General features: G+C 48.5%; 14 protein-coding genes. All 14 read left to right on the top strand.

Features of this window, described 5'->3' with window-relative positions; all coding sequences use genetic code 11:
* Window positions 1-26 precede the first annotated feature (26 nt).
* On the top strand, window positions 27-1,019 hold the full coding sequence (locus M3202_RS14115) for a thiamine pyrophosphate-dependent dehydrogenase E1 component subunit alpha (protein ID WP_251223974.1): 993 nt from the start codon (window positions 27-29) through the stop codon (window positions 1,017-1,019).
* 18 nt (window positions 1,020-1,037) lie between these two features.
* Complete coding sequence (locus M3202_RS14110) at window positions 1,038-2,021, top strand: alpha-ketoacid dehydrogenase subunit beta (RefSeq protein ID WP_251223973.1); 984 nt, start codon at window positions 1,038-1,040, stop codon at window positions 2,019-2,021.
* Window positions 2,022-2,037: 16 nt separating this feature from the next.
* Complete coding sequence (locus tag M3202_RS14105) at window positions 2,038-3,297, top strand: dihydrolipoamide acetyltransferase family protein (RefSeq protein ID WP_349775622.1); 1,260 nt, start codon at window positions 2,038-2,040, stop codon at window positions 3,295-3,297.
* Between the two features lie 88 nt (window positions 3,298-3,385).
* On the top strand, window positions 3,386-3,844 hold the full coding sequence (locus M3202_RS14100; protein WP_251223972.1) for a hypothetical protein: 459 nt from the start codon (window positions 3,386-3,388) through the stop codon (window positions 3,842-3,844).
* A gap of 908 nt (window positions 3,845-4,752) precedes the next feature.
* Complete coding sequence (locus M3202_RS14095) at window positions 4,753-5,799, top strand: LacI family DNA-binding transcriptional regulator (RefSeq protein WP_251223971.1); 1,047 nt, start codon at window positions 4,753-4,755, stop codon at window positions 5,797-5,799.
* 14 nt (window positions 5,800-5,813) lie between these two features.
* Window positions 5,814-6,353, top strand: a complete 540-nt coding sequence (locus M3202_RS14090) for a TRAP transporter small permease (protein WP_251223970.1) — start codon at window positions 5,814-5,816, stop codon at window positions 6,351-6,353.
* 26 nt (window positions 6,354-6,379) lie between these two features.
* On the top strand, window positions 6,380-7,657 hold the full coding sequence (locus M3202_RS14085) for a TRAP transporter large permease (protein WP_251223969.1): 1,278 nt from the start codon (window positions 6,380-6,382) through the stop codon (window positions 7,655-7,657).
* Between the two features lie 90 nt (window positions 7,658-7,747).
* Window positions 7,748-8,806 (top strand): TRAP transporter substrate-binding protein, encoded by a 1,059-nt coding sequence (locus M3202_RS14080; protein ID WP_251223968.1) that lies wholly within the window; start codon window positions 7,748-7,750, stop codon window positions 8,804-8,806.
* Between the two features lie 96 nt (window positions 8,807-8,902).
* Window positions 8,903-9,328, top strand: a complete 426-nt coding sequence (locus tag M3202_RS14075) for a MaoC family dehydratase (RefSeq protein ID WP_251191889.1) — start codon at window positions 8,903-8,905, stop codon at window positions 9,326-9,328.
* Window positions 9,329-9,357: 29 nt separating this feature from the next.
* Window positions 9,358-11,124 carry an FAD-binding protein gene (locus M3202_RS14070; RefSeq protein ID WP_251223967.1) on the top strand — a complete coding sequence of 589 codons (1,767 nt, stop codon included), beginning with the start codon at window positions 9,358-9,360 and terminating at the stop codon, window positions 11,122-11,124.
* Window positions 11,105-11,878, top strand: a complete 774-nt coding sequence (locus M3202_RS14065; RefSeq protein WP_251223966.1) for an enoyl-CoA hydratase/isomerase family protein — start codon at window positions 11,105-11,107, stop codon at window positions 11,876-11,878. Before M3202_RS14070 ends, M3202_RS14065 begins: the two co-directional genes overlap by 20 nt.
* Before the next feature lie 19 nt (window positions 11,879-11,897).
* Complete coding sequence (locus tag M3202_RS14060) at window positions 11,898-13,109, top strand: CaiB/BaiF CoA transferase family protein (protein WP_251223965.1); 1,212 nt, start codon at window positions 11,898-11,900, stop codon at window positions 13,107-13,109.
* Between the two features lie 69 nt (window positions 13,110-13,178).
* Window positions 13,179-14,330: an acyl-CoA dehydrogenase family protein gene (locus M3202_RS14055; RefSeq protein ID WP_251223964.1), complete on the top strand. Its 1,152-nt coding sequence runs from the start codon at window positions 13,179-13,181 to the stop codon at window positions 14,328-14,330.
* 13 nt (window positions 14,331-14,343) lie between these two features.
* A complete protein-coding gene (locus M3202_RS14050; RefSeq protein WP_251223963.1) occupies window positions 14,344-14,790 on the top strand; it encodes a MaoC family dehydratase in 447 nt (148 codons plus the stop codon).
* Window positions 14,791-14,804: the final 14 nt, after the last annotated feature.

The raw sequence follows: 14,804 nt of genomic DNA, 5'->3' as shown, positions 1-14,804 counted from the left end.
GGAGTAAGCAAAAGGAGGACACAAGCATGACTGATAATCGCCATAATGCTTTAGGACTTAGCGATGAAAAGGTACTGGAAATGTTTGAGACAATGCTGCTGGCGCGCCGCATCGATGAGCGGATGTGGCTCTTAAACCGCGCTGGTAAGATTCCCTTCGTCATCTCATGTCAAGGGCAGGAAGCGGCCCAAGTCGGGGCTGCCTTTGCGCTTGATCGCGAGAAGGACTATATTTTGCCATATTACCGCGACATGGGTGTCGTGTTGACATTTGGCATGACGGCCCGTGATTTAATGTTGTCAGGCTTTGCCAAAGCAGAAGACCCGAATTCGGGTGGGCGGCAAATGCCAGGCCATTTTGGCCAAAGAAAAAATCGGATCGTCACAGGCTCTTCCCCGGTGACGACGCAAGTCCCTCATGCTGTAGGCATCGCGCTTGCCGGAAAAATGAAGGGCGAGGATTTTATCACCTTCACGACCTTTGGGGAAGGCTCTTCCAATCAGGGAGATTTCCATGAAGGGGCTAATTTTGCCGGTGTTCACAAACTGCCGGTCATCTTTATGTGCGAAAATAATAAATACGCGATTTCCGTCCCGATTGAAAAGCAGCTCGCCTGCAAGCAGGTGTCGGACCGTGCAATTGGCTATGGAATGCCCGGCTTTACAGTCGACGGGAATGACCCATTAGCAGTCTATGAAGCTGTCAAAGCGGCAGCTGACCGGGCAAGAAACGGCGAGGGGCCGACGTTGATCGAGACCGTTTCGTACCGCTTGACGCCTCATTCCAGCGATGATGATGACCGTGCCTACCGCGACCAGGATGAAGTTGAAGAAGCGAAGAAGCTTGATTCGATTTTTACCTTTGAGACGTATTTGCGCGAGGTTGGCCTGCTGACAGATGAGCTGAAGAACGAGATGGAGGCGCGGATGGCGAAGGTGATCGACGAGGCAACGGAGTACGCCGAGCAGGCGCCGTATGCTGATCCGGAAGATGCGCTGCGCTACGTCTATGCAGATTAGGAAGGGGGAAATGAGGCAATGCCAGTAATTTCATATATCGAAGCAGTGACGCAAGCTCTCCGCGAGGAGATGGAACGCGATCAGGATGTATTCATTTTAGGGGAGGATGTCGGAGCACGCGGCGGTGTTTTCCGTGCGACGAATGGCTTGTACGAGCAGTTTGGCGAAGAGCGAGTAATCGATACGCCGCTAGCTGAATCGGCGATTGCCGGCGTCGGGGTCGGCGCGGCGATGTACGGTATGCGCCCGGTGGCCGAAATGCAATTTGCCGATTTTATTATGCCGGCTGTCAACCAAATTATCTCTGAAGCGGCTAAAGTCCGTTATCGTTCCAATAATGATTGGCAATGTCCGATCACGATCCGCGCTCCATATGGGGGTGGCGTGCATGGCGCCCTGTATCATTCGCAATCAGTCGAAGCGATTTTTGCCAATGTACCGGGCTTGAAAATTGTCATGCCGTCAACTCCTTATGATGTGAAAGGACTACTGAAAGCGGCGATTCGTTCCGATGACCCCGTTTTGTTTTTTGAGCATAAGCGGGCCTACCGTTTGATTAAAGGCGAAGTTCCGGCAGAAGAATACACACTGCCAATTGGAAAAGCTGATGTAAAGCGGGAAGGCGACGATATTACCGTCATCACATACGGCCTGGCGGTGCATTTTGCCCTGCAGGCGGCGGAACGGCTTGAAAAGGACGGTATTCAGGCGCATATTCTCGATTTACGTACGGTCTATCCGCTTGATCAGGAGGCGGTGATCGAAGCGGCACGCAAGACCGGGAAAGTGCTGCTCGTCACAGAGGCCAATAAGGAAGGCAGCATTATGAGTGAAGTGGCCGCGGTTATCGCCGAGCATTGTTTGTTCGATCTTGATGCGCCGATTCAGCGGTTAGCTGGTCCGGATATTCCGGCGATGCCGTATGCGCCGACGATGGAGAAATTTTTTATGATCAATCCGGATAAAGTAGAAAAAGCAATGCGTGAACTGGCTGAATTTTAGAAATGAGGTGAGATACGTGGCAACTGAAATGAAAATGCCTCAGCTTGGGGAAAGTGTAACGGAAGGAACGATCAGCAAATGGCTCGTTAGTCCGGGAGACCATGTGAACAAGTATGATCCCATTGCTGAAGTCATGACAGATAAAGTCAATGCCGAGGTACCTTCCTCCTACACAGGGATTATTAAAGAATTGCTTGTCCAGGAGGACGAGACGGTAGAGGTTGGCGTCGTCATCTGCACAATTGACGTCGAAGGCACAGAGCCAAAGGGCGAACAGCAAGACGCTGCCGTGCCGCAGCCCGAGCCGACAAAGCCGGAAAGCGATTCGGCGGCACCGTCACAGAAGCATCGCTATTCACCTGCCGTGTTAAAAATGTCGCAGGAGCACGGGATTGATCTGACACAAGTAACCGGCTCTGGAAAAGGCGGGCGGATTACCCGCAAGGATATCCAAAAGCTGATTGATGAAGGAACGGTCCCGGTGGCTAATGCGGAAGCACCAGCTCGGTCAGAAACGGGAACTGAGCCGAAGTCGCGCACAGCTGAGCCGATCCAAAGCACCGAGGGTGATCTGGAGATTCCAATTTCCGGCGTGCGCAAAGCGATCGCCGCCAACATGGTGAAAAGCAAGCGGGAAACACCACATGCCTGGATGACGGTTGAAGTCGACGTGACAAATCTTGTCCGTTATCGCGATCAACAAAAAGCGGCATTCAAAGAAAAAGAAGGGCACAGCCTGACCTTTCTCCCGTTTTTTATTAAAGCGGCAGTGGAAGCTCTGAAAGAGTACCCACAGCTGAATGCAATGTGGGCAGAAGATAAAATCATTCAGAAAAAGGATATTCATATTTCTCTGGCCGTAGCGACAGAAGATGCGTTATTTGTACCGGTAATCAAGCACGCTGACGAGAAGTCAATCAAAGGTCTGGCGCGTGAGGTGAACGAGCTGGCGATGAAGGTCCGTTCCGGTAAGCTGGCGCAGACCGATATGCAGGGCGGCACGTTTACGATTAATAACACCGGCTCATTTGGTTCGATTTTGTCAACGCCGATTATTAACCATCCACAGGCGGCGATTTTGTCCGTTGAATCAATCGTTAAACGTCCCGTCGTAATTGAGTCGGAGAGCGGAGATATGATTGCGATCAGAAGCATGGTCAATCTCTGCCTTTCGCTCGATCACCGCGTCCTTGACGGCTTAGTGTGCGGCAGATTTCTGGCAAGTGTGAAGCAACGGCTCGAGCAGATGAATGCCGAGACGATTTCGCTTTATTAAGAGGAGCGGCGAGGGCTGCTTGTAACGGATGCATGTTTTTAACAATGATGGTTATTCTACTACTAAAACGTGGAAGGAATGATCATCTGTGAAACAGTTTTGGAGGTTGTTTCTCGTGCTGCAAATAGTCGGTATCACCGCAGCGCTGACCGCTGTCAGCTTGTCTGATTTTGTTCAGGCGGAGCAAGCGGAGAGCGAAGAGGAAAGACCATGGCCATGCGCGGAAGGAATCAATGATCACATCGATTATTATTACGAGCTGCTTGCTGAAAAAAATCGGCCGCATGAGGTGGAGCGCTGGCAGAATATCAAAAAAGAGCGCGATCTTTTGCTGAAAGCGATCAATGAAGCGCAAAAGCGGGAGCTGCTCGCCGAATCAAAGCAGGAAAAAGAATGGGCGGCTCAACATGAGAAGCTGCAGAAGGCGTTTCTTGAAGCGGTGAAGAAACGGGATGAGGAACAAATCAGTCAATTGCTGACCGAACTTTTTGCGCAATATGAGCTGAGAAACAAGCTGCTAAAGGAAAAAGTCGTCGAAAGCGAATAGCCGCCTTGCCATTCTTCTATTTGAAAAATGAAAACGTCAAAAACATCGTAACATTGAGCTTGAGACAAAACTAGCTTTGGACCTACTGGCAATGGCTTCACACGCCACAAGCCCGTTGTGAGAAACCCACTCACAACGAGGCCACTGAAAAACCTCTTTTTCCGTAACTCGAAGAAGAGTAATGGCTCCGCGCGTTGCGCGCCTTACTACGAAAAACCCACTCGTAGCAAGGCTTTCAAAATCAGGCAACGGCTACGCTCATTACTAAAAAGCTGCTGAAAAAGTACGATTTTCACTTTTTCAGCAGCTTCCTCACAGCGGGTTTTTAAAAAAGATCGGGGTGGTTCCGCTCATTGCTTAGAGGCGGGGATAAAAGGTAAAAAACAACCTTTTATCCCGCCTCTTTTTTATCGTAGGAAGGGGGGCGACGAGCCGCTTGGATCATGTAAAATCGATATGTAAAACAGACCAACTTCACACTCTTGAATCCGTTACGTATGGAGCCACTGAACCCCTTCCTTTTTCGTAACTCGAAGAAGAAGCTCACCAGCTTCCCGTGGAAAGCGAAGTCTATTTCAGCTGCGGGGAGTCTCCCCTTCATAAGCGTTAAAAGAAGGTACGAAAAGGTGCTTGACTGGGATAAAAGCTTTTTTTTTCCTTTTTTCCAGCCCTTTAAAAAAAGAACTTGACTATTACGCCATCTTATAATATTCTGAATTTACGAAAAAGAAGCCTGTTTTTGCAAACGATTACAAAGATGAAAAGAAGGCAAACACAATCTTTCTTTGAGAAAGAAAAGGAGGCGAAGGAGGAAAGAACAACAGTTTATTTGTAAACGTTTACAAGTAAATGGATAATTGTAAACGATTACAAAATAGTAGAAAAAACAAAAAAGTGAGTGTGTCCCGATGCATAAACCAACGATGAAAGACATTGCCAAAAAAGCAGGCGTATCGACAGCTACGGTGTCCCGTGTGATTAACAACTATCCTTTTGTGAAGGAAAGGACGAAAAAGAAAGTTCAGGAGGTGATCGATCAGTACAAGTACTACCCTGATCTTATCGCGAGAAGCATGATTAAAAAAAGAACGTTTACAATTGGTCTCATAGTCGGCGGGCTAGATAATCCGTTTTTTGCTGAAAGCGCAGAATGTATTGTAAAAGAAGCTTCAAAGTTTGATAGTCATGTCATGCTGTATGTCAACGAAGAAAAGTCGAGCAAGATGGCAGAATATATCGCCTTTCTGATTGCGAAACGGGTCGATGGGATCATCATCGGCTCGATGTACAAGGATGATCATAGGCTCATAGAGCAGCTGGATCACAGTCAGATTCCATATGTGCTGTACAACCGGAAGAACAAGCGGAAGCAAGTGGATTATATCGTCCAGGACAACTATAAAGGTGCCTTTGAAGCAGTGAGTCACTTAATTCGGCTCGGCCATAAACGGATTAGTATGGTTTACGGCTCAAGTGAATCCGAGACGGTCGAGAGCCGGCTTGAAGGCTATCATAAGGCGCTCGCGGTCAATGGATTGAAAGTCTATCCCCATTTAATGCACGAGGTGGGCTTTAAAAACATCGAAACGAAAGTTAGAGAGGCGATCCGGGTGATGTACAGCGATAAAATCAAGCCGACTGCGATCTTTACTTCGGCCGATTTCATCGCAATGGAGGCAATGGAATGCTTGTCGGAGCTCGGCTATCGCGTTCCTGAAGAAGTAGCAATTGTCGGCTTTGATAACATTCGCCTGTCTGGTCACAGCTTTATCGGTCTGACGACGGTTAATCAGGCCGTAGAGGAAATGTCAAAGCTGGCAGTGGAAAGGCTGATGCAGAAAATTGATGAACAGGAAAATAATTTGCCGCCTTCTGAATTGAATTCATGGCAAATTAAATTAAGCCCACAGTTAATTATCCGAAAAACATGTGGCGCTACTGTTCAGGAAAAATAAGGAGGAGGGAAAGTATGGGGTTCGTCAGATTGGTTGATCGTTTAAACCGCTTCGCTGTCATCTCTCTTAGTGCGGCGTTCGCGGTGATGACTTTATCGATCTTTTTACAGGTGCTCGTTCGTTTTGTCTTCACGGCGATGGATATTCGCCTGTCTGTGCCGTGGACGGAGGAACTGGCAAGGTATTTAATGATTTGGTCTGTTTTTATCGGAGGAGCTGTCGCCGTCAGGACAGATAAGCTGATCGCACTCGAGGTGCTGATTCATTCCTTGCCGGCGAGCTTAGGCAAGGCGCTGAAAACCGGTGCTCATTTGCTGACGATGGTCTTCTTTGGATATTTACTTTACTTAGGCTTTGAGTTTGCGCTGAATCAGGGCGGGAGACAGACGTCACCTGTTATGGGGATTCCGATGCTGGCTGTCTATCTTTCGATGCCGATTGGCGCTTTATTAGGAACGTTGAATTTGATCACATTATTCATTAATGTCTTCCTCAAAAAAGGCGATATCCGATTTGTTTCAATGGAAGATGAAGCCTACGAATCTTTAGATTAAAGAAAGTGTAAAGGAGGGGTAGATTAATGACTTTGAAATTGTTTTTGTTACTTGGTGTTTTATTTATAATCGGGGTGCCGATCGCGATCTCGCTCGGGCTTTCATCGATTTTGCTGTTGCAGCTGGAAGGCAAAGCGATTGGCGTTGTTGCCCAAAAGGTTTTCGAAGGACTGGATAAGTTTTCATTAATGGCTGTTCCGTTTTTCATTCTCGCAGGTGCGTTGATGCAGAAAGGCGGCATTGCCAAACGGCTGCTCGCTTTGGCGAATGTGCTTGTCGGCTGGTTCAGAGGGGGGCTGGGGGCTGCCTCGGTTCTGACGACGATGTTTTTTTCAACAATGTCAGGTTCTTCGTCGGCAACAACTGCGGCAATTGGCTCGGTCATGATCCCATCAATGGAGAAAAAAGGCTATCCGCGAAATTTCGCGACCGCTTTGACGGCGTCATCCGGTGAATTGGGCGTTATTATTCCTCCTTCTATTTCGATGATCGTCTATGGACTGGTAGCCAATGTTTCAATCGGTGGCTTGTTTCTTGCCGGCATCGTTCCCGGCATTTTAATCGGCTTGTCATTAATGATAACGGTTTCAATTGTAGCTAAAATAAAAGGCTTTGATGAAGTCACGCAAATTGACAAAGGCAGCTGGTTTAAAGAGCTGTGGAAAGCGTTTAAGGATGCTTTCTGGGCGCTCTTGATGCCGATCATAATTCTTGGCGGAATTTACTTTGGCCTCTTTACTCCGACAGAGGCGGCAGTTGTAGCGGTTGTCTATGGTTTTATCGTCGGCTATTTTATTTACCGCGAAATTACAATGAAAGATATCGGCGACATCCTTGGTAAGGCGGCGGTCACGACCGGGATTATTCTTCTGCTCGTCGGGTTTGCCTCGATTTTCGGTTATATCCTGACGATTAATCAAGTGCCTCATATGGTTGCAGAAACAATAGCGCAAATCTCAGACAGCCCGATCGTCTTTCTCATTCTCGTTAATATCCTCCTGTTTATAACAGGGATGTTCATGGAAACCTTGGCGGCGATTATTATTTTAGGGCCGATTCTTGCACCGATTGCTGTCCAGTTTGGCATCGATCCGATTCATTTCGGGATTGTGATGATTGTCAACCTGGCAATCGGAATGGTTACACCGCCTGTAGGGGTCAATCTGTTTGTTGCTTGTCAGATTGCGAAGCTGAGAATCGATCAGCTTTTCAGGCCGTTGGCGATCTTTTTAGCGGTTTTGATTACGAATGTATTGTTAATAACTTATCTACCATTTTTGACATTGTGGCTTCCGAATCTGTAAAGGATTACAGGTTAAAAGGGGGGATTTTACACAGGAAGCCGGTCGCTGGTTGAAAGTTATCATAAGAATCAAAAGAGGAGAGTGAAAACAGTGAAGAAGTCATTATTAATCTTAGTTGCTTTACTTACAGCCGTTTGCATTGGATTAGCTGCATGTGGAGGAGAGGATACGGCAGCTCTTGATACGTCTGGTGGAACCGGAGGCGGAGAAAATGGAGAGGCGTCAGCCGGGGAAGAAGAAAGCTTTGAATTTAATATCGGACATACGCTTGCTCCGGACAGTCATTATCACGTCGTCTCGGAAAGACTGGCTGAACTTGTCGAGGAAAAGACAGGCGGTAGCATTACAATGAATGTCTTCCCTCAATCACAGCTTGGTGGGGAAGTAGCGATGATTCAAGCTGCGCAGGCAGGAAATCAGGAAATGCTTATTACAGCGCAGGCTCCGTTGACAAATATGGTGCCGGAATGGTCGATGTTTGACTTGCCGTACTTGTTTGACAACCTCGATGAAGCGAATGCGATTTTACAAAGTGAAGTAGGAGATCAATATTTGGAGATGCTTGAGGAGCACGATTTAATAGGACTTGGCTTCTTATCGGCGATGGAGCGAAATGTGTTTTCTTCTAAACCGCTTGACACAGCTGATGATTTTAATGGGTTTCGCGTTCGCGTGATGGAGGCTCCCGGGTATGTGGCAGCATACGAAGCATTGGGAGCCCAGCCAACCGCGATGGCTTATTCAGAAGTGTATACAGCATTACAACAAGGCGTCGTTGATGGCGCTGATACATCTCCGGACCAATTTGTCATGGACCGTTTTGTAGAAGTAGCCGATTATTACAATATCACAAAAGTCCATTATTTACCAGCAACGCTAATTATTTCGAAAACGATCTGGGAGCAATTAAGTGAAAATCAACAGCAGGCGTTAACGGAAGCTGCGGAGGAAGCATTGGCGGAAGGAATGGATTATTATTATCAGTCGTTTGATGAATCGATTGCCGAGATGCAGGAAGCAGGAGTCACCGTCATTGAGAGTGACACCGCAGGTATGCAGGAGCAGGCTTCAGCGATCTATGATGACTTGTTAAATGGAATTCCAAATGGACAGGAGCTATATGAAGCCATTCAGGCTCAAAAAGAATAACCGCAACAATTAGAAAGGAGCAGCCTGACCGCATTTGGAGCCAGTCCAAAGATCCAGGTGCGGCAAGCTGCCACATAAGTGAAGGAGAGTGAACATATGGCTAAGCGTGCCAATATGGATGTGTTTCAAATTGGAGACAATTCTCAGTTTTCGAAAACGGTCAGCGAATATGATGTATATGGGTTTGCCGGGATTGTCGGTGATTTTTACGGGGTGCATGTCGATGAGGAATATGCAAAGAAAACCCGTTTCGGCACAAGGATTGCCCAAGGAGCGCTTTCCGTCGGATATATCGCGACGGTGATGGGGTTCATGGCTCAGCGCGTTCCGGATCCGGGCGCGGTCTCGTATCGTTATGACGTGACCTTTACCGCGCCCGTTCTGATTGGTGATACGGTAACGGCCCGGCTCGATTTAAAAGAAAAAGACGAGGAAAAAAACACGTGCATCTTTGATGCGGTCGTCACAAAACAGGATGGAACCGTCGTTCTGAAAGGAAACACGTATTTGAAAGTATTGTAGGAAAACAGGAGAGAAGAGGAGGGAGATCAATGAGAAAAGATATTCAATGCGATGTGCTTGTCATCGGCGGTGGAGCCGCAGCCGGAAAAGCGGCGATTGCCGCGCATGACGGCGGGGCTTCGGTAGCCGTTGTCATGAAGGGCGCATTTGGAACGAGCGGGGCAAGTGCCTACAAAATAGCGGAGATTCTAGGTTATAACGTTGCTGATGGGCAAGCCGACCCTGAAGACTCACCGGAAGTCCATTACGCCGATGTTATGCGGGCGGCGGCCGGAATGGCTGATCCTGAGCTGGCGAAAGTGTTGACGGATGAATCAATTGAAACGCTGCGGGATTTGGAAAGGTTAAACATTCCCTTCCATAAAAATGAAGATGGCAGTTATTTTGAAGTGTTAGGCTGCTTTGCGACGAAGCCGCGAATGCATTTAATTCCCGGGCATGCTGAACCGATCGTTCATGCGCAAAAGGAGGAGATTTACAAGCGGGGCATTCCGGTATATGAATGGACGATGTTAACGAAGTTTCTCGTCGAGAACAACCAGGTTTGCGGGGCGGTCGGTCTTAATCGCCAGGGGGAAACCGTTGTCTTTCAGGCGAAGGCGATTATTATGGGCACAGGCGGCGCCGGGCAATTATTCTCTTATAACATTAATCCGTCCGATATTACCGGCGACGGCTATTCACTTGGGTTTAAAGCGGGAGCCGAGCTGATTAACATGGAATTTATGCAGGCCGGCCCGGGGTTGATCTATCCGTGCAAAAATATGTTTAATTCATGGCTGTGGGCGTTTCATCCAGAGGTGACAAATGGCCGGGGCGAACATTTTATACGAAACTATTTGCCGGAAGGAATGACGGTTGAACGCTGTATGGATTTACGTTCAGGTCACTATCCATTTTCAAGCTATGACGGGTCGCAATGGATTGATGTCTCGATTCAGACTGAGATCAAGGAAGGCAGGGGTGGCCCGCATGGCGGGGTGATCGTTGACTTTACAAAGATTGATTTGGATAAACTGCCGCATAATGCCCGCGGCGAGGAGATTCGCAAGTCATGGAACATTACCGTAAACTGGCTGATTGAAAATCGCGATCTCGATTTGCGAACGACCCCGGTTGAGGTGGCGATATTAGGGCATGCGATCAATGGCGGTTTATTGATTGATGAACATGGAGGCACGACGATCAAAGGCCTGTATGCCGCCGGAGAAACATCGGGTGGACCGCATGGAGCCGACCGGCTGGGCGGAAATATGGTGCTGACTTGTCAGGTTTACGGGAAGCGTGCAGGACTGGCGGCGGCTGAATTCATCAAACAGGTTGAGGCACTGCCTGTGCCGGCCGAGCAGGTAACAGGAGAAACCGAGCGCCTGCAAATGCTTCTTGACAAACAAGGAACGGTGAAGCCGCATCATCTTAAAAAGCAATTGCAGGAAATCATGTGGAAGTATGTCCTCGTGACGCGCAGCGAGGAAAGCTTAACGACAGCGATTGAAAAGCTGCAGGCGCTTCGCAGGACGTTTGAAACGGATATCGTCGTCAACAATCGCAAAGAGCTGACGCACGCGATTGAAGCGGAAAACTTGCTATTAATCGGTGAAATTATTTCACGGGTGGCGCGGATGAGAAAAGAAACACGCGGCAGCCACTTCAGAGTTGATTATCAAAAGCGCGATGATGAGCAGCACTTATACCGGATCGCCACAAGGCTGGAGGGAGAGGAGATCAAGCACCGGAAAATCGCCAGTGATCCTGAGACGGTAAGGAGGTTCCCGTATGACATTGTCCACGCTTAACACGTTGCTGACCAAAAGAGAGGATGCGGTATTTACCGTCACGGTAAACCGCGCTGATAAATTGAATGCGTTTAACCCGGAGGTTTTGAGTGAGCTGAATCAGGTGCTTGACCGGATTGAGAAGGACGAGACGCTCAAGGTCGTCATCATCACCGGAGCCGGCGAAAAAGCATTTGTCGTCGGCAATGATCTCGAGCAATTGGCTAAGCTCGACCCAGTAGCAGCCTATGAGCAAATGCGCCTTGGCCAACGGACTTTTTTACGGATTCATGAATTTCCGAAGCCGGTGATCGCGATGGTTAATGGCTACGCGCTCGGAGGTGGCTTTGAGCTGGCGCTTTCCTGCGACTTGATCGTTGCATCTGAAAAAGCGACGTTCGGATTTCCGGAAATTAACTTAAATACGATGCCTGGCTGGGGAGGAACACAGCTTGCCGCCAAGAAGCTCGGCTTGAATAGGGCGAAGGAAATGATTTTAACGGGAGCATATTACCCGGCAAATGTCTGCGCGGAGTTTGGTTTTATAAACCGGATCGTGCGCCATGAACAGCTGGAGAGAGAGACGATGGCTTTAGCGGATCAGCTCGCTGAAAAAGCGCCATTTCCCTTAAAAATAGCAAAGGAGGCGATCAATAAAGGAGCAGAGCTCGGTCTTTCAGACGGCTTCCAATTTGAAGCCCACGCTTATGCTGTCAATTACAGCGCCCCGCACACGGAGGAAGGATTTGCGAAATTTCTCAACCGCACGAAATAAAATACGAGGAGGTTAGGTCATGCTGGAAAATGTCAAGGTGCTCAGCTTTACTCATTTTTTACAGGGACCGTCAGCTGTCCAGATGCTAGCTGATTTAGGAGCAGAAGTCATTAAAATTGAATCACCTAAAGGAGCGTTTGAACGTCATTGGGCCGGAGCTGAATCTTATCTTGATGACGTAAGCGTGTTTTTCTTACTCGGCAACCGCAATCAGCGGAGCTTGAGCATTGATTTGCGAACAGATGAGGGCAAAGAGATTATTTACCGCCTCGTCAAAGATGCCGATGTTGTCGTCGAAAATTTTAGACCGGGTGTCATGGAGCGACTCGGCTTCGGCTATCAGAAGCTGGCCGCGATCAATTCACGGATTGTCTACTGCTCCTGCACCGGTTACGGCTCGGATGGTCCTTATCAGCAGCGTCCGGGACAGGATTTGCTTCTTCAGGCGATGAGCGGACTGGCGAGCTTGAGCGGTAAAAAAGACGATGCGCCAGTGCCGGTCGGAACAGCTGCCGTCGATCAGCATGGGGCGGTTCTGGCTGCCTTTGGAATCGTCGCCGCACTTTATGAACGTGAAAGGACAAAGAAAGGACGGAAGGTCGAGACCAATTTATTAAACGCCGCCCTCGATTTACAAATCGAGCCATTGACCTATTATTTAAATACCGGCCCGCTTGATGAACGCAGTCCAACAGGCTTAGGCAGCCGCTTTCACCAGGCTCCTTACGGCATTTATGAAACAGCAAACAGTTGGATTGCGATTTCCCTTACCTCGATTGAAAAGCTGGCAAAGGTTTGTAACAGCGCGGATCTCGCCCAATTTTCAGATAAGGAGCAAATGAGCAGGCGCGAGGAAATCAACAAGAGCGTTTGTGCCGAAATCAAAAAGAAAACAACGGAAGAATGGTTTGATATTTTTGAAGAAAATCAGATCTGGTACGCGCCGGTTAATGATTATGAGGACGTCTTTCAGGATCCACAGGTCCGCTGGAACAAAATGATTATGGAGGTGGAGCATCCGGACGTCGGCACAGTAAAGCTATTAAGTCATCCAGTTCGCTACGATGGCGAGGCGCCGCCCGTCAAGCGCTATCCGCCGCGTTTAGGTGAGCATGCAGCAGAAATTTTACAAAGCTGCGGGTACTCGGATGAGGAGATTGCCAGCTTCAAGGAGAAAAACGTCATTACCTCGTATCACGATCAAGTGAACAAGCAGGTTCGTCCGAAATAGGGGAAGCACGGCTTTGATTGTAAACGATTTCAGAGTATGGAATGAGGAAGAAAGGTGGAGATGAGGCCGATGGCGATTCAATTAACAGAAGAGCAGCAGATGATTCGTAAAATGGTGCGCGAATTTGCGGAAGCGGAAATTGCTCCGGTTGCCGAAAAGCTGTGGGAAGGGCAAACCTTTCCGTACGACATCTGGAAAAAGGGCGGGGAGCTTGGCTTGGCCGGCTTTCCGTACCCTGAGGAAGTAGGAGGAGCCGGAGGTGACTGGCTCTCCTTTACGATTATTTTAGAGGAACTGGCCCGGGTGGATTGTGCGGTGGCGAATGCCTTTATGGCGAATTCGTCGGCCGCTAGCCTGATTAACAACTATGGTTCAAAAAAGCTGAAAGAAAGCTACTTGCCGCCGATTTTGACCGGTGAGCAAGTCGGGGCGATCGGCCTTTCCGAACCGAATGCCGGCTCCGATGCCGCCAATATTCAAACAACAGCCAGGCTTGAAGGGGACGAGTGGGTGATCAACGGTTCAAAGATTTTCATCAGTAACTCCGATAATGACATAACGGGGCCTGTCGTCGTTGCTGCTGTGACCGGGAAAAAGCCTGACGGACGGAATCAAATCTCGAACTTTGTCATCCCGAATGGGGTGGCCGGATTTACGTATGGCAGAAAGCTGAACAAAATTGGCTGGCGTGCTTCAAGCACCGGAGAATTGTTCTTTGATCAAGTGCGCATTCCGAAAGACCATTTATTAGGTGAAGAAGGAAAGGGACTGAAGCAAACATTATCCACGATCAGCACAGGGCGGATTTTAATTGGAGCAATGGCGCTTGGAATCATCCAAGGTTCGATCGATCGCAGTCTGCAATATATGCAGGAACGAAAAACGTTCGGCAAGCCGTTAACCGACTATCAATCGTTGCAATTTGCATTGGCGGACATGGCGACCAATGCCCATGCGGCACGGCTGATGCTCTATCAGGCGGCGATGCTCAAGGATGAAGGCAAGCCATTTGACCAGGAGTCATCAATGGCGAAGTTGTTCGCAACAGAAAAGGCGATGGAAGCTGCGCATCAGGCAATTCAACTCCATGGGGGTTACGGCATCATGTCTGAATATCCGGTCAGCCGAGCGTTCGGTGATGCGAAGGTGCTTGAAATTGTCGAAGGGACATCAGAAATCCAACGGCTGATTATTTCCCGACATGTTATAGCTGGAAAGTGAGGAGAGAACAGCGATGGGACATACGAGAAAACCATTTGACCAAATGGAGATTGGCACGACTCATGTTGAGATGAGAACGATTACAGAGGAGGATGTCAATACATTCGGCCGGCTTTCCGGTGATTTGAATCCGCTTCATATGGATGAAGCATTCGCTACGAAAACGATTTTTCAAAGGCGCGTCGTTCACGGGATGTTTACGGCTGCGATTATTTCGACAGCCCATACGAATTTGACTGATCCGGGCTATGTGTACGTCGGGCAGGAGCTGAACTTTAAAGCGCCTGTTTTTATCGGTGATACGATTACCGTGACGCTAACGGTCGTTGAAAAAAAGCCAAAAAAGAAGATTCTTGTGCTTGAGGCAGTTGTGACAAACCAGGATGAAAAAGTTATCGTCGAAGGACGATCCGCTCTGATGGAGCTAGATGATTTATACACGAGGCGAACGAATTCGTAAAAAGGTGGGGGCTT

Source organism: Halalkalibacter oceani, from assembly GCF_023715605.1.
In the GTDB taxonomy this organism is placed as follows: domain Bacteria; phylum Bacillota; class Bacilli; order Bacillales; family Bacillaceae_D; genus Halalkalibacter; species Halalkalibacter oceani.
This window is presented reverse-complemented; position numbering and strand designations above follow the sequence as displayed.

What these genes read in the sequence shown, in the direction of transcription:
- M3202_RS14090 (WP_251223970.1), top strand. Translation starts at nt 5,814, where the DNA reads ATGGGGTTCGTCAGATTGGTTGATCGTTTAAACCGCTTCGCTGTCATC.
- M3202_RS14085 (WP_251223969.1), top strand. Translation starts at nt 6,380, where the DNA reads ATGACTTTGAAATTGTTTTTGTTACTTGGTGTTTTATTTATAATCGGG.
- M3202_RS14055 (WP_251223964.1), top strand. Translation starts at nt 13,179, where the DNA reads ATGGCGATTCAATTAACAGAAGAGCAGCAGATGATTCGTAAAATGGTG.
- M3202_RS14095 (WP_251223971.1), top strand. Translation starts at nt 4,753, where the DNA reads ATGCATAAACCAACGATGAAAGACATTGCCAAAAAAGCAGGCGTATCG.
- M3202_RS14065 (WP_251223966.1), top strand. Translation starts at nt 11,105, where the DNA reads ATGACATTGTCCACGCTTAACACGTTGCTGACCAAAAGAGAGGATGCG.
- M3202_RS14060 (WP_251223965.1), top strand. Translation starts at nt 11,898, where the DNA reads ATGCTGGAAAATGTCAAGGTGCTCAGCTTTACTCATTTTTTACAGGGA.
- M3202_RS14070 (WP_251223967.1), top strand. Translation starts at nt 9,358, where the DNA reads ATGAGAAAAGATATTCAATGCGATGTGCTTGTCATCGGCGGTGGAGCC.
- M3202_RS14110 (WP_251223973.1), top strand. Translation starts at nt 1,038, where the DNA reads ATGCCAGTAATTTCATATATCGAAGCAGTGACGCAAGCTCTCCGCGAG.
- M3202_RS14050 (WP_251223963.1), top strand. Translation starts at nt 14,344, where the DNA reads ATGGGACATACGAGAAAACCATTTGACCAAATGGAGATTGGCACGACT.
- M3202_RS14075 (WP_251191889.1), top strand. Translation starts at nt 8,903, where the DNA reads ATGGCTAAGCGTGCCAATATGGATGTGTTTCAAATTGGAGACAATTCT.
- M3202_RS14115 (WP_251223974.1), top strand. Translation starts at nt 27, where the DNA reads ATGACTGATAATCGCCATAATGCTTTAGGACTTAGCGATGAAAAGGTA.